Source organism: Neorhizobium petrolearium (assembly GCF_029854435.1).
Lineage (GTDB): Bacteria > Pseudomonadota > Alphaproteobacteria > Rhizobiales > Rhizobiaceae > Neorhizobium > Neorhizobium petrolearium.
This window is the reverse complement of sequence record NZ_CP123000.1, coordinates 3,801,688-3,817,684: the sequence shown is the minus strand read 5'-3', so window position 1 is coordinate 3,817,684 and position 15,997 is coordinate 3,801,688. Positions and strand designations below refer to the sequence as shown.

Genomic DNA, 15,997 nt, shown 5'->3' with positions numbered 1-15,997 from the left:
CAAGACGGTTGACGAACAACTCGCGCTGATGGTAGCGCTACCATAAACAGATCGTCAAGCGCTGGAAGTCGATTTTTTGAATTGGGGAGGCGAACGCTGTGGTTGGACGAGGGCGTAAATGGATTACCTGCGGCAACGTGGATATCATCGTGGCGTGCTGCAGACGCACGCGGCGGCGCCTTCCCGCCGTGATGCGAACAGGTGGCCATTTCATGGAGCCTTGAATGTCTAAACGCCGTACGGACGGTAGACCCACGATAGCCGATGTTGCCCAGCGTGCCGGGGTAGGGGCGATTACCGTATCCCGCGCTTTGCGGGACCCTTCCCTGGTGTCGGACATGCTGCGCGAGAAGATCGATACTGCCGTCCGCGAACTCGGGTATGTTCCCAATCTCGCTGCCCGGACCCTGGCATCCACCCGCAGCGACGTGGTGGGCGTCCTCGTGCCCTCGCTGACGCAGCATATTTTCGCCGATGTCTTGCGCGGCATCTATGACGGGATCGGCCAGACCAGGCTGCATATCCAGGTCGGCAACACGCGCTATGATCTCGACGAGGAGGATCGGCTGCTTGCCGAACTTTTGCGACACAAGCCGGCCGGCCTGATCGTTTCAGGGATCGACCAGAGCGCTGCCGGCCGCCGGATGCTGGAAAAGGCGAATTGCCCGGTCATCCAGATCATGGATCTCTCCGACAATCCGGTGAACAAGATCATCGGCTTTTCCCATCACGACGCCGGCAAGGCGATGACGCAACATCTGATCGAAGCCGGATATCGCCGCATCGGATTCCTGAGCGGCTGGATGAACAGCCGTTCCAAGGGGCGGTTGTCGGGATATGTCGAAGCTTTGGAGGAGGCGGGGCTATATGATCCGCAACTGGTCAACCCTGCCGGTGATCTCGAAGCACTGGCCTTGCGCGGCAGTTGGGACAGGCATCAGTATTCAACGCCCGCCATGGGGCGGCAGCTGCTCGCGGATCTCTGGAAAGCGGCGCCGGATATGGATGCCGTCTTCTGCAACAATGACGTTCTGGCGCTGGGCGCTCTCTTCGAATGCCAGGCCCGGGGCGTGGCAGTCCCCCGCGAATTCGGCATAGCAGGATTCAATGATGAGGATTTCATGGAGGCGGCTTCTCCCTCCCTGTCGAGTGTCCGGACCCATCGTTGGAAGGTCGGACATGACGCCGTTATCGCCTTGCGTCGGCAGTTGGACGGCGAGCCGGACGATGAACGGATTGTCGATGTCGGCTTCGACGTCATGAAGCGTGCGAGCACCGATCGCACGGGAAAGTCCGCGCAACCAAGGGATGCTGCGGCTGAATGAGGAAGTCGGCAAACTGAGGGAGGAAAGAATGGCTGAAGAACCCTGGTACAGGACAACGAAGCGTTGGGGGCAGACCAATCTGGTGGAGATCGACCCGGACCGCTACGATGCCGCCTGGTGGCGCGCGCATTGGCGCAAGACACGTATCCAGGGGGTCATCGTCAATTCCGGTGGGATCGTTGCCTACTATCCTTCCCGCTTTCCGTTGCATCACAGGGCTCATACACTGGGCGAGCGTGATCTCTATGGAGAAATCGTCAAGGAGGCCCGGGAGGAGGGGCTTAAGGTTATCGCCCGGATGGACTCCAATCGGGTTGCCGAGGATTTCTATCGTGCTCATCCGGATTGGATCTGCGTTGACGCGACCGGCAAACCCTATCGGCAGGCGGACAAGTACATTACCTGCGTCAACTCTCCCTATTATTCGGAATATCTGCCGGAGATCATGCGTGAGCTCATCGAGCGCAGTCATCCAGACGGGTTTGCCGACAACAGCTGGGCAGGTATTCCGCGCAAGAAGATCTGTTATTGCCGGCACTGTGCCGATCAATTCCGGGGATATTCCGGAGTCGATCTACCCTCCGGCCATGACTGGTCCGACGAGCGTTACCGACGCTGGATCCGCTGGAGCTACAAGCGCCGGACAGACCTCTGGGAATTCAACAATTCCGTTACCATGCAGGCAGGCGGCGAGCATTGCCGTTGGATGGGCATGATCAGCGGAGACGTGCTCAACAATGGTAACCGGTTCATCGACCTCAAATCCATACTGGAGCGCACCGAAATCGTCATGCTCGATCATCAGCGCCGCAATGCCGTCGACGGCTTTGCCGACAATACGGAAGCAGGCAAGCGGCTGCACGAAGTGGGGGGATGGCAGAAGCTCATTCCGGAAAGCATGCCGCAATACCAGCTTGGCAGCCCCGCCTTCCGGCTTGCGAGCATGCCTGCGGCCGAAGTGCGGTTATGGTCCTCCTCGGGGTTTGCCGGAGGCATCCAGCCGTGGTGGCACCATATCGGCTCGTCGCATGAGGATCGTCGCCAGTACAACAGCGCGGAGCCGATCTTTTCCTGGCATGAAGCCAATGAAGACATTCTGGTCGACCGCAAGCCATTGGCCGATGTCGGTGTCGTCTGGTCGCAGGACAACCACGATTTCCACGGCCAGGACAAGGCCAACGATCGCACGATGACCCCCTATAGGGGGGCGATCCGTGCTCTCGACCGCGCCGGGATCTCTTATCTGCCCGTTCATGCCGACGACATCAGCCGTGTCGTAGGCCGTTTCGGCGTTCTCATTCTGCCCAATCTCGGTGTCATGTCTGATGCGCAGGCCGAGGCGGTGAAAATATTCGCAAAGTCCGGCGGATCGGTCGTAGCGACATCCGAGACCAGTCTTTACGGGCCGTTCGGTGACCCGCGCGAGGATTTCGCGCTAAACGACCTTTTTGGTGTCCACTGCCAGGGCAAATCGCATGGCGGGCAGGAATTTGCCAACCCGGACATCGAGGTGAGCGATCGCCACACCTATATTCGGCTTGTTCCAGAACTGCGCGCCGGCCTCTACGGCCCAAGAGACGCGACCGCTCCCTTGGCCACTGGCCGGCGTCATGCGCTGCTTGCCGGTCTTGAAGGGACGGACACCGTTCCGTTCGGCGGGTTTCTGCCGGTCGTGGAGGTGGATGACGACGTTGCGGTCCTTGCAACATTTATCCACGAATTTCCGATCTACCCGCCGGAAACCGCATGGATGCGGCGGCCGCATTCGGACCTGCCGGTCATCACCGCCCGCGAAACCACATCGGGAGGAAAGCTCATCTGGCTTGTCGGCGATCTCGACCGGTGCTTTGCCCGCGACGAGCATCCGGAGCATGCGCTAATCATCGCCAATGCCGTTCGGTGGGCCCTTGGTGAAAAGCTCCTGGTGTCGCTCGAAGGCACGCATGGCCTCATCACTCCGACGCTCTATGAGCAGGACGGCCGATATATCCTGCATCTCAACAACCGGCTGGTTACCGCCAAAACGCCCGGACGACAGAGCGACCTCGTTCCGATCGGTCCGGTCACAATCCGGCTGCGCGTTCCCTCCAGGGAAGTTCCCTCCAGGGAAGTTTCCTGCCAAGTGCAATTGCGTGTCAGCTCGTGTGACGTTGCGGCCAAACTTGAGGGAACAGAACTCGTTTTCGAGGTCCCGCAAATCCTGGACCATGAAGTCGCCGTCATCGAATTCCGCTCTTGACGGAAGGTCCCCCTGCCAGGTTCAAAACGAGAGGTCGAGTACACGACCTTCGAACAGGCGGTCGCGCGAGCCTTCAAGGTGCTTGCGCATCAGGTCGCGCGCATCCTCGGCACGTCCGTCGGCGATGGCACGGAAGATTTCCTGGTGTTCCTCGTAGACCTGCTGCAGGCCGGGGCGTGGTCCCATCAGCGACAGGCCGTGGAGGTGCATGCCGACGGCGATGTGCGCTTTCAGCGCTTCCATGGAGGCCGTGTAGAAATGGTTGTTGGCCGCCTCGGTGACCGCTCTGTGGAAGTTGAAATCCGCCTCCACTCGATGAAGCTGGTGGCTCGTTGCTTCACGCAGTTCTTCGAGTGCCGCGGCGATCTTGTCGATCGCCGCCTTGTCGCGTCGCTGTGCGGCGAAGAAGGCGGCCGCCGGCTCGATCGTCAGGCGGAATTCGTAGCAGCGCTGGATATCGGCGATCGATTTGACCGGCGAATAGGCGAGATGCGCGGCTCCCGACGCCTGGGCGCTGACGAAGGTTCCGGCACCCTGGCGCGAGTAGATGAGCCCCTGATCGCGAAGGCGGCTCAAGGCATCGCGGACGACCGGCCGGGATACGCCGAGCATGGCTGCCAGTTCGTGCTCGCCGGGCAAACGTGAGTCCGGTGCATAATTGCCGGTGCGGATGCGTTCCAGAAGCTGGTCGAAGACGCGGTCAACGAGTTTCACGGAGCGGCCGCGTTCCGATTTCACGCTCGCCGTTACTCGCGTTTCTCTTTGTGCACTCTCAGTCAGTCGATCTGCCATTCTTGCCCATCATCCGGCCTGCCGCGTTTCGGGCGCCGTTTCAATCGCTTGTATCAGAGATTCCCGCGTACCGAAGCCCCCGGACTTTACCGCAACCCGGATGTGCCGGCCATTTTTCAGCAGGATTTCGCACCAGGGAATACCCGGCTCGATCTCACCCTTCGGAAACAGCACGCCGGCTTCCAGAGCCCGCAGCAGCGCGTAGGCCGTGTCGCCGCCGCCGGTGACCACCGTGTCGGGCATCAAGGCTTCGATCGCGGCTTGGATCGTTTCCGCAAATCGGCTTGCGACGGTCGCGCTGTCCTCGACGATTTCGCCGGAACAGCGAATAAGCACCGGCAATCCGGTTTCAAGTGGAGCTACAAGGGCACCCGCGGGTGCATCGATCACCGTGTGGAGCTGCCGGCATTCCTCCAGAGCCGTCATCTGCGCCGTGGTGATCGGATCGCGGGAGCCGATTGCAAACAAGGTTGCCGCGGAGGTGCGGAAAGGTGTGGAGTTCGTGTCCGGTTTACGAAGCCTCCGCGCGAGCGCCAGGCCAAGGCCCCGCGTTCCGACTGCCACCGTGTCGCTCCAGTCATGGCTTGCGAGAACGCGGTCAAGGTCACCGTCGGTCTCGGCATCGGCGATGACGAGGTCCGCGCCGGGGCCGGCAAAGAGGGGCAATATCGGGATAGGTTTGTCGACGCCGCGACCGACGACCGCTCCACCACGGGTGAAACGTTGCTGGTCGGGAATGGCGGGCGCGACGACAAGCTTGCGATAACCTGAGGCTTTTGCAACTGCTTCGCTTTCGACGGCGACATTTCCTTTCAGGCGTGAATCGATCTTCTTGAAGAGGAAGGCGGGTTCGGCAACTGCGATTGCCGCTGCCGCAAGCCCGATACGCGCTTCCGCTTCCTCCGGAGGCAAGGCACGGGAGGCGGTGTTGACCACCAGCACGTCCGGCTTGCTTCGCAAAGCGGTCGGAATGTCCTCTATGTCGGTTGCCACCGCGACGACGAGTCCCGCCGCCGCGAAGGGCGTGCCCGTATCGAGCGTGCCCGTCAGATCGTCGGCGATGATCGCGACTTGAATAGCCATCAGCTCAAGCCCGAATTGACCGCATGGCAGGCCACGAGATGACCGGGCCGTGCCGCCTTCCATTCCGGCACGACCTTGGAGCAGACCTCCATGGCGATCGGGCAGCGGGTGTGGAAACGGCAGCCGGAGGGCGGATTGAGCGGGCTCGGCACATCGCCCTGCAGGATCTGGCGCTTGCGATTTCGTTCGCGCTCCGGATCGGTTTCGGGCACGGCGGAGAGCAGCGCCCTGGTATAGGGATGTAGTGGCGTCTGAAACAGCGCATCGCGTGGTGCGAGTTCTGCCAATCGGCCAAGATACATGACCCCGACACGGGTCGAAATGTGCTGAACCACCGCAAGATCATGGGCGATGAAGAGATAGGTCAGGCGGTATTTCTCCTGCAGGTCGAGCAGCAGGTTGATGATCTGCGCCTGGATCGATACGTCGAGCGCCGAGATCGCCTCGTCGCAGACGATGAATTTCGGCTGACAGGCAAGCGCCCTCGCAATCACCACGCGCTGGCGCTGACCACCGGAAAGCTCGTGCGGATAACGGGATGCGAAACGGGCGGGCAGGCCGACATCGGAGAGCAATGTGGCGATGCGCTCCTTGAGCTCCGCCTTTGTCGCAAGTTTGTGGAAGAGGATCGGTTCTCCGACCGCTTCGCCGACCGTCATGCGCGGATTGAGCGTCGAATAGGGGTCCTGGAAAACGATCTGCAAATCGCGGCGGAAGGGCCGCATATGCTTCTCGTCGAGCCGTGTCAGGTCCTGGCCCTTGTAGATGACCTTGCCGCCGCTGGCGCGGTGCAGGTTGAGGATGGTGAATCCGGTCGTCGACTTGCCGCAACCGGATTCGCCGACGAGGCTCAGCGTCTCGCCTTCCTCGATGTCGAGGCTGACGTCGTCCAATGCGTAGACGGTCGCCGCCTTCTCGCCGAAGGCGCCGAGCCGCACGTGGAAGTGCTTCACCAGATTTTCGATCCTGAGCAGGGGTTCGGCACTCATCATGCAGCCTTCAATGCTTTGTTGACGGCAAAACAGGCGGCGCGATGGCTGCCGCCGGAGGAGATCGGTTCAAGCTTCGGCACGTCCCGCCGACAGATGTCCATGGCAAGCGGGCAGCGCGGCGCAAACGGGCAGCCGGCAGGGCGGCGGCCGGGTTCAGGCGGCGTGCCGCCGATCGAACTCAGCCGCGCGGCCGGAGCATCGGAAAGCGTCGGGATCGAGGCGAGCAGGCCGCGGGTATAGGGATGGCTCGGATTGGCGTAAAGCTCGTCGACCGGTGCGTCCTCAACCACCGTTCCGGCATAAAGCACCACGACGCGATCGGCCAAACCGGCGATCAGCGCAAGGTCATGGGTGATCCAGACGACCGACATGCCGAGTTTGTTGCGCAAATCTTTCACCAGATCGACGATCTGTGCCTGGATCGTCACGTCGAGCGCGGTGGTCGGCTCGTCGGCAATCAGCAGCTTCGGCTCGCAGGCAAGCCCGATCGCGATCATCACACGCTGGCGCATGCCGCCGGAAAGCTCGTGCGGATAGGCGTCCAGCCGTTCCTCCGGCCCCGGAATGCCGACAAGGCGCAAGAGCTCCACGGCCCGTTTGCGGGCATCCGTCTTCGCCATCTTGCGGTGATAGATCAGCGGCTCGCACAGCTGGTCGCCGATCCGCATCACGGGGTTGAGGGAAGTCATGGGGTCCTGGAAGACGAAACCGATATCGCCGCCGCGCACCTTGCGCAGTTCCCGGGTCGGCATCGTCTGCAGGTCGCGGCCGTCGAAACGCGCCGTTCCCTTGCTGACACGGATCTTGTTCGGCAGGAGCCGCATCAGGCTCAGCATGGTCAGGCTCTTGCCGCAGCCGGATTCGCCGACGATGCCGAGCGTCTCTCCTCTGCCGACATGCAAATCGATCCCGTCGACGACGACGGCGGGGCCACGACGGCCGTCGATTTCGACGGTCAGGCCTTTGACATCGAGAAGAGGGGGTTCTGAATTCCGAGCGGTCACTTCGTACCTCGCGGGTTGAGAGCGTCGTTCAGGCCATCGCCGAGGAAGGAGAAGGCGACGGAGGCGAGGCCGAGCACGGCGGCAGGGGCGGCAAGCAGGTGCGGATAGTGCTGCCAGACGCGCAGGCCGTCGGAGATCATGTTGCCCCAGCTCGGTGTCGGCGGGTTCACGCCGACACCCAGGAAGGAGAAGGCGCTTTCGAGCACCATGGCCGTGCCGAGGCCGGCGCTGACCGAGACGATCAGCGGACCGAGCGCGTTCGGCACCACGTAGCGCGTCATGATGATGCGGTTCGACAGGCCGAGCGCCATGGCGGCGGTAATATAGGGGCGGCTGCGGATCGACAGCACCTGGGCGCGGACAAGACGCGCATAGGGAGGCCACGAGATCAGCGCCATAGACCCGAAGACGAGGAGGAAATCGATCCAGATCGTCTCACGGTAGAAGGGATTGAGGGTCGCCATGTATCGCGCTTCCATCCAGCGGGCGATCGGCGTTTTCAGGGAGGCATTGATGACGACGACCAGAAGCAGGTTCGGCACGGACATGGTCATGTCGGTCAGCCACATGATGAGGCGGTCATAGGGATCGCCGAAGAAGCCGGCGATTGCGCCGAGGGTCGTACCGATGGCGAGAGCGATCACCGTGACCACGACCGCGACGAGGAAGGCAGTGCGGGTGCCGTAGACGACACGGCTGAAGACATCGCGGCCGAGGTCATCCGTACCGAAAAGATGGGCGAGCGACGGCGCCTGGTTGCGGGCCGCGAGGTCCTGGCTCAGGAAATCGTAAGGCGTCAGATACGGGCCGAAGATAGCGGCAAAGGCGAGCAGCAGGACGATGCCGAGGCCGAGGATCGCCAGCTTGTTGCGTTTCAGCCGGTGCCAGGCATCCCGCCACAGGCTGACCGGCGGCTCCTCGTCGGCCATCGCCGGATTGGTCTGAACGAGCGTCATCGTCAGCTCCTCCTCCTGGAAGCGTTGGCGCGTGGGTCGAGCAGCGGATAGAGGATGTCGACCAGAAGGTTGGAGATCATCACCAGGAAGGAGCCGATCAGGGTGATCGCCAGGATCACCGGATAATCCGAATTGATCAGCGCCTGCACGGTGAGGCGGCCGAGACCGGGCAGGCCGAAGACCAGTTCCACGAAGATCGCGCCGTTGACGATGGTGATCATGATCAGGCCGAGCTGGGTGACGACGGGGGTCAGTACCGGCCGCAGGATGTGGCGCAGCGCCACCATTATCTCCGGTACGCCCTTGGCGCGGGCAGTGCGGACGAAATCCTCCGACAGAACCTCGATGACGGCGGCCCGTGTCTGGCGCACGATCAGCGCAATCGGCTGGAAGGAGAGGACGATAAGCGGCAGGAGGATGCGCACGTCGAAGATACCGCCCCAGCCATAAGGCACCCTGACGCCGGGCAGGAGAACGATCAGCGCCACCATCAGGAGCGGACCGGCGACATAGGCCGGGATCGCCCAGAGGAAGAGGGCCGAACCCAGAATGGTGTAGTCGATACGGGTGTTCTGGTTCAGCGCTGCGATCATGCCGAGCGGAATGGCGACCAGCGCCGTGAGGATGACGGAACAGAGAGCGAGCTGGAAGGAGACCGGGGCAGCCGCTTTCACCAGCGCCCAGACCGAGCGGCCGGAACTCAGCGAATTGCCGAATTTGCCCTGGGCGAGATTCCAGACATAGTAGGCGAACTGTTCGATGAACGGCTTGTTGAGGCCGGCGCTTTCGCGGATCGCCTCGATGCGTTGCGGGTTATAGGCCACATCGCCCGGTGCACGCAGAAAAATCAGCTTGATCGGATCGCCCGCGCCGTAAAAAACCAGCGCATAGACCGCCAGCATGACGAGCAGGACCGACGGGATCCAGATCGCAAATCGTGTCGCAACATAACGCAGCATCGCCGAAAATCCTCCCGCATGGGGCCGGAAACCGGTGGCGATGGCGGTTTCCTGACGCTTTCATGCCGTTTCTTCCGCGAGCGCACAGCCGCTGCGAAACATTCGGAGCCTCCCGCACCGGCGGAAGGCAATGCGCGGAAACTGGCGCTCCGCGCATCGCACTCTTGCGGGCCTTGCAGTCGGCCCGCGTTCCGATCGATTGCCGCCTTAACCGATCGAAATCTCCCAAGGCCGCGCCACCTGCCAATCCAGGTTCTTGTCGATGCCCTTGACCTCGCTGGTCGCCCAGCGCGACATGGCCTGAGCATACCAGGGAATGAAGACCCAGTCCTCGCGGAAGGCCTTCTGGGCCTCCTGTGCAAGTTCCACGCGTTTCGGGTCGTCGGCCGCCTTGGTCGAGGCCTCGGCAAGCGCTGCATCGACCTTCTGGTTTTTGTAACCGCCGAGTTTGTTCTGTGCATTGGAAGAGGCCGAGGCGATCGAGCCCTGCAGGTAGGAGACTGCATCCGGCACGCGGGTGCCGACGTCGTCGCGGAAGATCTGCACCGCGTTCTGGTCGGGGCCGGCATAGGCATCCTGCTGCGGCTTCATATCCACCGCCGTAATGCCGAGGTTCTGACGCCACTGTTCGGCGATGAATTGCGCCGCGGCCTCGATCGCCGGGCCGGAAATACCGACAAAGAGGAGCTTCGGAAGCCGTTCCGGACCGCCGTATTTCGATTCGGCCAGCAGCTTCTTTGCTGCTGCCGGATCGTAGGGAAAGGGTTCGAAACCGGAATTTTCTGCGCCCGGCACGGAATTAAGGACCTGATCGGTCTTCTCGTGCGGTCCGTCCGGATAGGAGGCTTTCATCAGGCCGTCGCGGTCGACGGCCATGATCAGTGCCTGCCGAACCTTCGGGTCATCCATCGGCGCACGGGACGTGTTGAACCAGAAATGCTGACTGGTGGGGATGATCGGACCGGAGGAGAATTCGGGACCGAGATCCTGCACGATCGTGGAGGTGATGAGCTCCGTATGGGCATTGAACTCGCCCGACTTGATCAGCGAGGTCGCGGTGATATTGTCTTCGATTGAGGTGATTTCGATGCGAGCGAGCTTCGGCTTCGGTCCAAAGAAATTCTCGTTCGGTTCGAAGGTGAGCTTACCGGCATCAAGGTCGATCTCTGTCAGCTTGAACGGGCCGGAATAGACCGCGTCGTTGTCCGGCATGTACCAGTCCTGGATCTCCTCTCCATCATCGCCGCGCGACTGAGACGCCTTGGTGATCGGTGCAATGTGATTGGCAACGCGCATGAAGAAGATCGGATCAGCTTCCGAAAGCGTGACGACGATCGTGCCTTCATCTGGCGTCGCGATGCCGGCGAGTTCTGTGGCATTGCCGCCGCTCACATCCGCATAGCCGGCAACCTTCGACAGAACCTGGTCGGCGCGCTGGTTCTTGGTGTTCGGCATGGCCGAGACGTTCCAGGAGCCTTTGACGTCCGCCGAGGTGATCTTGCTGCCGTCCGAAAAGGTCGCCTTGGGATCGATCTTGAAGGTCCAGACCTTGCCGCCTTCCGACGGCGACCAGCTGGCGAAGACATAGGGGTGGATCTCGCCCTTCTCATCGAAATACATGGGCGAGGCCCACCAGATCGAGTTCCAGCGATAAGGAACGCCGCCGCCGCGAAGAGGCGACCAATCCTGGTTGAAAGCGGGATTGGCGACTTTGAGTATCTGGCCTTCCTGCGCGAGCACGATGTGCGCGTTGCCGCCGAAAACCGATGCGGCGATCGTCGCGCCAATGCCGAGTTTCAGCGCCTCACGCCGCGAAAACTGCGCGGCTGCTGCAGAATCGTCTTCCCTCTTGGTCATCCCTACCTCCCATGTGGAAAAATGCGTACCGTTCCTCCTGGCCGCAAGATGCGCTAGATTTGCGCGATATTGTAAATATGTCAATATTGTTTCTTGGGTTTTCTGTGCTTCGTGGAAGTCTTCAAAAAATATTTTGTGAATTCAATGTGTTACAATAATCGTCTCTGGCCTCGTGGCGTTTGTTTGTTGACAACTATCGATTTTTAACGTCAAAAAAGCGGCATCCATATGCTCTATGAGCGATGGTTCAATCGGCCAATTCCAGAGCGGGTTGGAATCGGGAGGCTACATGTCAAATAATCATGTCATCAAAGGCGTCTTCTGCGCGGCGGCAACGCCGATGAATGCGGATTATTCGCCCGATCTTGGCTTGTTTGTCGCTCATTGCAAGCGCTTGCTTTCCGATGGTTGTCACGGCATCGCGCTGCTTGGTACGACCGGGGAGGCGAATTCGTTCTCGATTGCCGAGCGGCGGACGATTCTCGAAGCGGCTCTTGCCGCTGGCATTGCGCCGGGGGAGTTGATGCCGGGCACGGGGCTGGTCTCGGTTCCGGATACCGTGGAACTGACCAGGCACGCCTTGTCTCTTGGCGTGACAAAGGTCGTCATGCTTCCGCCTTTTTATTACAAGGGTGTGAGCGATGATGGTCTGTTCGCCGCCTATTCGCAAATCATTGAAAAGATCGGCGATGCCCGTCTTCAGATCGTGCTCTATCATATCCCGCAGGTCTCCGGCGTGCCGCTGTCGCTGCCGCTGATCCAGCGCCTTGTTGCTGCTTTCCCGAAGACGGTTGTGGGTATCAAGGATTCGGCCGGCGAACTTGCCAATATGCAGGCGATCACGGCGGCCTTGCCGGATTTCTCGGTATTGGCGGGCGCCGATCCGCTGATGCTGCCGCTCCTGAAATCCGGCGGCGCAGGCTGCATTACGGCGACTTCCAACATTGTGGCAGATTCTCTGAGGGTCATCTTCGACAATGTCGCCAATCCGGCCATGGCCGCCGAAGTCGAAGCGGCGCAGGCGCGCATCAACGCCTACCGCGCGCTCTCCAATTCTTATGTGCAGATTCCGACGATCAAGGCGATGGTGGAACTGAAGACGGGCGAGGCTGGCTGGCGTCGCGTGCGTCCACCTTTGATGGCGCTTTCGGAGACGGAATTTGCCGATCTTTCCGCAAGCTATCTCAGCTTGCCATAAGCGATTGATCTTATGACGTTTACAGCTCTCAACCCCGCTGATGTGCCGGCCCTGATGACCGGCGAAATTCCCCCGAATGCCGGGAGCGCCGGTCGCTCCGATGCCTACCTTCCATCGCCTTGCATGCAAAATCATGCTGCAAACCTCGCCTTCCTGGCGGATGGAACACTCACGTGCGTCTGGTTCGGGGGCACGATGGAAGGCATGGGTGATATTTCGGTCTACATGTCCCGTCTTGCGCCGGGAGCAAAAACATGGTCGCAAGCGGAGAAGCTCAGCGACGATCCCGCCAAATCCGAGCAGAACCCGCTGATCTTCACTGCGCCTGATGGCAAGGTGTGGCTGCTCTATACCTCGCAAACATCCGGCAATCAGGACGGCGCAGTTGTCAAGAAGTGTGACTCTGCTGATGGTGGTCGTACGTTCGGGACGCCCGAGATTCTCTGCGACATTCCCGGCACGTTCATTCGCCAGCCGATCATCGTGAATAATCACGGCGTATGGCTTCTGCCGATCTTCCGCTGCCTGACGGAAATCGGTCGCCGCTGGACGGGCGATATGGATCGGGCCGCCGTGCTGGTCTCCCAGGATGCCGGCAAAAGCTGGCAGATGGTCGAGGTGCCGGACAGTATCGGCGCCGTGCATATGAACATCGTACCGCTTCAGGGCGGGGAGATGGTGGCCTTTTATCGCAACCGTTTTGCGACAAAGATTCTGCGCAGCCGCTCCGGCGATGGCGGTCTGACCTGGAGTGCGCCGGAGGCAACCGAGCTTCCCAACAACAATTCGTCCATTCAGGCAACGCGCCTGAAAGATGGTGGGATTGCAATGGTTTACAATCACTCCGATGCGATTATGTCGGATGCCCGCAGGCATTCGCTTTACGATGAAATCGAAGGTTCCGAGAGTAGTGGAGCGGCGGCAGGGGTTGAAGCTGTGTCCCGTCCGGGCGGTGCTGTCTGGGGCGTGCCACGTGCGCCGCTCAGCCTTGCGATCTCGCGTGATGGCGGCGCGACATTTCCGACACGCTTCGACCTCGACACGGGCGACGGTTACTGTCTCAGCAATAATTCGACCGACATGCTGAATCGGGAGTTTTCCTACCCGTCAATCGTCGAAGAGACGGATGGGACCCTGCATGTCGCCTACACCTACTTCCGACGGGCCATCAAATATGTGCGGCTGGACAGGTCTTTTTTGGAGACTTGACAATTCAGAGCATTGGCGCCGCAGGTCCTGGAGTGTGGCCTTCTCGCCCGGTTCAGGGCGGGGTGTTCGGTCTTTCAAGTTCATATTGCTTATTAAAAGTCTGCTGAGGACGCCGGCAAAGTGGGAAAAGCCTACTCGTCGCTTGCCAAGTTTGCTCAATGGATATAACAACTTTACATCTATAGGCGCGAGGCGCTCCGCCCGCATGGGAAGAGGTGAAGCGGATGAACACTCTGAGCATGCCGATCTCCATGATCCGGCCGCCGGTGATCGAATTCGGTGTGGGGACGGCGGAACGCCTTGGCGTCTGGGCCGCCCAGCGGAAATATCGCCGTATTCTGGTGATCTCGGATGCGTTCAACGCGTCGCGAACGAAAGTGCTCGGTCTTGCAGGTGAGGTTACGGTGTTCGGCGAGGTGCGTGCCGAGCCGGATATCGAGGACCTGACGCGCGTATTGGCAGCAGCCGATCAGGCAAATGCCGAACTCATCGTTGGCTTCGGCGGGGGAAGCGCCATGGACCTTGCCAAGCTTGCGGCTGTTCTCTCCGGCTCCAGTCAGGCGCTTGCCGATGTGGTTGGCGCCGGCAAGGTCGCCATGCCGCGCCGCGCCGCACTTGCGCAAGTGCCGACGACCTCGGGTACGGGGAGCGAAGCCGGTATCCGCGCACTGGTCACCGATCCGGCTACCCAAAGCAAGCTCGCAGTCGAAAGCATCCATATGCTTGCCGATATCGCGGTCATCGATCCGGCACTCACCTTCACCGTGCCGCCCAAGGTTACCGCCGCCACCGGCATCGATGCCATGGCCCATTGCGTCGAGGCCTTCACCAACCGGAAATCCCATCCGGCGATCGATCTTTATGCAATCGAGGGCGTACGGCTCGTCGGGCGTTATCTGGCTCGGGCCGTCGCCGAGGGTAATGACGCGGAAGCGCGCGCCGGGCTGTCGCTCGCCTCTCTTTATGGGGGCTTCTGCCTCGGCCCGGTCAACACGGCGGCGGGCCATGCACTTGCTTATCCGCTCGGTACGCGCTGGCATATGGCGCATGGTGCGGCGAATGCGCTGATCTTTCCGCATGTACTCGCATTCAATACGCCGGCCGTGCCGGAAAAGACGGCAATGATCCTCGAGGCGCTTGGCCTCAGGCACTCGAACACCATCGGTTCAGTCTTTGAGGCAGCGCATGCCTTCTGCGCCTCGCTTGATATCGAGATGAGGCTCTCCAAAATCGGCGTGCCGGATACGGATCTCGGTATCATGGCCGATGATGCCTTTTCTATCCGCCGTCTTCTCGACAACAATCCGCGCGACATGTCTCGCGCTGATATTCTGGCGATCTACGAAGCTGCATATTAAGACGGGCTTTAGGAGAAGGGCATCCGATCATGAGCAAGGACACGCGTATCGCGATCACGCTGGGCGATCCGGCGGGCGTGGGGCCTGAGGTCATCGTCAAGGCGCTGACGGCTTTGCCGGAGGTTGAACGTGCGAATTTCACGGTGGTTGGCAATATCGAAGCATTGGAGCGCGCCAACAAGTCCTGCGGCACCTCGCTTGCTTTTTCCACTACACCCAGGGCAGGAGCGATCGCGGTCGATGAGGTGGAGATCGATGGTGTGATGCCCGATATTGGCAAGGTAAGCCTTGTCGCAGGTGATGCCTCGGTGCGCTATATCCGTCGGGCAGTGGAGCTTGCGCTTGCGGGGGACGTGGATTGTATCGTCACCGCACCGATCAACAAGGAAGCGATGAACCTCGCCGGCCATCATTACGACGGCCATACAGGCCTGCTGGCACATCTGACCGGCTCGAAAAGCTCGTTCATGCTGCTCGCCTCCGAACGGCTCAACACGATCCATGTCTCCACTCATATCTCGCTGCGCGGCGCGATCGAGCGGGCGAAGACGGAGCGGGTGCTGGCGACGATCGAGGCGGGACATCAGCACTTCCTGCGGATCGGCAGAAAGGCGCGTATTGCGGTGGCCGGTCTCAATCCACACTGCGGCGAGAACGGCCTTTTCGGCACCGAGGATACGGAATTCCTGGCGCCCGCCGTCCAACAGGCCTGCGCAAAGGGCATTGATGTGGTCGGGCCGATTTCGGCGGATACGGTCTTCGCCCGGGCGTATAACGGCGCCTTCGATCTCGTCGTGGCGCAATATCACGACCAGGGTCACATCCCGATCAAGCTTGTGGCGTTCGACAGCGCCGTCAACGTCTCGCTCGGCCTGCCGATCGACCGTGTTTCGGTGGATCACGGCACGGCATTCGATATCGCCGGCACCGGAAAGGCGAACCACGTCAACATGCTGTCTGCCATTTCCTATGCGCGGCTGATCGCAACCAGCAGAACCAACGCTTTGTAACTGCCGTTCCGACGG

At 60.9% G+C, this 15,997-nt stretch carries 13 protein-coding genes; 6 read left to right on the top strand and 7 right to left on the bottom strand.

Translation table 11 applies throughout. The annotated features are described in order from the left end of the window. Positions 1-224 precede the first annotated feature (224 nt). Entirely contained in the window at positions 225-1,325 is a 1,101-nt protein-coding gene (locus tag QEO92_RS18700; RefSeq protein WP_227704029.1) for a LacI family DNA-binding transcriptional regulator, read from the top strand. Between the two features lie 28 nt (positions 1,326-1,353). Then, the gene (locus QEO92_RS18695; protein WP_227704028.1) at positions 1,354-3,564 is read left to right on the top strand and encodes an alpha-amylase family protein; all 2,211 of its coding nucleotides are present in this window, start codon (positions 1,354-1,356) and stop codon (positions 3,562-3,564) included. 21 nt (positions 3,565-3,585) lie between these two features. On the opposite strand, the gene QEO92_RS18690 is transcribed toward QEO92_RS18695, so the two are convergent. The 7 genes from QEO92_RS18690 to QEO92_RS18660 all read right to left on the bottom strand — a co-directional run bounded on the left by QEO92_RS18690 (position 3,586) and on the right by QEO92_RS18660 (position 11,207). Further along, positions 3,586-4,356 (bottom strand): FadR/GntR family transcriptional regulator, encoded by a 771-nt coding sequence (locus tag QEO92_RS18690; protein ID WP_037152964.1) that lies wholly within the window; start codon positions 4,354-4,356, stop codon positions 3,586-3,588. Between the two features lie 9 nt (positions 4,357-4,365). Continuing rightward, entirely contained in the window at positions 4,366-5,439 is a 1,074-nt protein-coding gene (locus QEO92_RS18685; RefSeq protein WP_227704027.1) for a four-carbon acid sugar kinase family protein, read from the bottom strand. After that, the gene (locus tag QEO92_RS18680) at positions 5,439-6,428 is read right to left on the bottom strand and encodes an ABC transporter ATP-binding protein (RefSeq protein ID WP_227704026.1); all 990 of its coding nucleotides are present in this window, start codon (positions 6,426-6,428) and stop codon (positions 5,439-5,441) included. Before QEO92_RS18680 ends, QEO92_RS18685 begins: the two co-directional genes overlap by 1 nt. Then, positions 6,428-7,435 (bottom strand): ABC transporter ATP-binding protein, encoded by a 1,008-nt coding sequence (locus tag QEO92_RS18675; RefSeq protein ID WP_227704025.1) that lies wholly within the window; start codon positions 7,433-7,435, stop codon positions 6,428-6,430. Before QEO92_RS18675 ends, QEO92_RS18680 begins: the two co-directional genes overlap by 1 nt. After that, entirely contained in the window at positions 7,432-8,391 is a 960-nt protein-coding gene (locus QEO92_RS18670; protein WP_037152957.1) for an ABC transporter permease, read from the bottom strand. The genes QEO92_RS18675 and QEO92_RS18670 overlap by 4 nt, the downstream gene beginning before the upstream one ends. Positions 8,392-8,393: 2 nt before the next feature. Next, positions 8,394-9,350, bottom strand: a complete 957-nt coding sequence (locus tag QEO92_RS18665; protein WP_227704024.1) for an ABC transporter permease — start codon at positions 9,348-9,350, stop codon at positions 8,394-8,396. Positions 9,351-9,557: 207 nt separating this feature from the next. Beyond that, a complete protein-coding gene (locus tag QEO92_RS18660; protein WP_227704023.1) occupies positions 9,558-11,207 on the bottom strand; it encodes an ABC transporter substrate-binding protein in 1,650 nt (549 codons plus the stop codon). A gap of 289 nt (positions 11,208-11,496) precedes the next feature. Between QEO92_RS18660 and QEO92_RS18655 the strand changes: the two genes are divergently transcribed. The 4 genes from QEO92_RS18655 (at position 11,497) to pdxA (ending at position 15,982) form a co-directional block, all read left to right on the top strand. After that, the gene (locus QEO92_RS18655) at positions 11,497-12,405 is read left to right on the top strand and encodes a dihydrodipicolinate synthase family protein (protein WP_227704022.1); all 909 of its coding nucleotides are present in this window, start codon (positions 11,497-11,499) and stop codon (positions 12,403-12,405) included. Positions 12,406-12,417: 12 nt separating this feature from the next. Continuing rightward, entirely contained in the window at positions 12,418-13,614 is a 1,197-nt protein-coding gene (locus QEO92_RS18650; protein ID WP_227704021.1) for a sialidase family protein, read from the top strand. A 224-nt stretch (positions 13,615-13,838) separates the two neighbouring features. Beyond that, entirely contained in the window at positions 13,839-14,972 is a 1,134-nt protein-coding gene (locus QEO92_RS18645; protein WP_227704020.1) for an iron-containing alcohol dehydrogenase, read from the top strand. Positions 14,973-15,001: 29 nt separating this feature from the next. Further along, positions 15,002-15,982, top strand: a complete 981-nt coding sequence (gene pdxA, locus QEO92_RS18640) for a 4-hydroxythreonine-4-phosphate dehydrogenase PdxA (RefSeq protein ID WP_227704019.1) — start codon at positions 15,002-15,004, stop codon at positions 15,980-15,982. The last annotated feature ends 15 nt before the right edge of the window (positions 15,983-15,997 follow it).

Excerpts from the sequence above, each read along its gene's own strand:
- QEO92_RS18700 (WP_227704029.1), top strand. The coding sequence starts at position 225 with ATGTCTAAACGCCGTACGGACGGTAGACCCACGATAGCCGATGTTGCC.
- QEO92_RS18695 (WP_227704028.1), top strand. The coding sequence starts at position 1,354 with ATGGCTGAAGAACCCTGGTACAGGACAACGAAGCGTTGGGGGCAGACC.
- QEO92_RS18690 (WP_037152964.1), bottom strand. The coding sequence starts at position 4,356 with ATGGCAGATCGACTGACTGAGAGTGCACAAAGAGAAACGCGAGTAACG.
- QEO92_RS18685 (WP_227704027.1), bottom strand. The coding sequence starts at position 5,439 with ATGGCTATTCAAGTCGCGATCATCGCCGACGATCTGACGGGCACGCTC.
- QEO92_RS18680 (WP_227704026.1), bottom strand. The coding sequence starts at position 6,428 with ATGAGTGCCGAACCCCTGCTCAGGATCGAAAATCTGGTGAAGCACTTC.
- QEO92_RS18670 (WP_037152957.1), bottom strand. The coding sequence starts at position 8,391 with ATGACGCTCGTTCAGACCAATCCGGCGATGGCCGACGAGGAGCCGCCG.
- QEO92_RS18665 (WP_227704024.1), bottom strand. The coding sequence starts at position 9,350 with ATGCTGCGTTATGTTGCGACACGATTTGCGATCTGGATCCCGTCGGTC.
- QEO92_RS18660 (WP_227704023.1), bottom strand. The coding sequence starts at position 11,207 with ATGACCAAGAGGGAAGACGATTCTGCAGCAGCCGCGCAGTTTTCGCGG.
- QEO92_RS18655 (WP_227704022.1), top strand. The coding sequence starts at position 11,497 with ATGTCAAATAATCATGTCATCAAAGGCGTCTTCTGCGCGGCGGCAACG.
- QEO92_RS18650 (WP_227704021.1), top strand. The coding sequence starts at position 12,418 with ATGACGTTTACAGCTCTCAACCCCGCTGATGTGCCGGCCCTGATGACC.
- QEO92_RS18645 (WP_227704020.1), top strand. The coding sequence starts at position 13,839 with ATGAACACTCTGAGCATGCCGATCTCCATGATCCGGCCGCCGGTGATC.
- pdxA (WP_227704019.1), top strand. The coding sequence starts at position 15,002 with ATGAGCAAGGACACGCGTATCGCGATCACGCTGGGCGATCCGGCGGGC.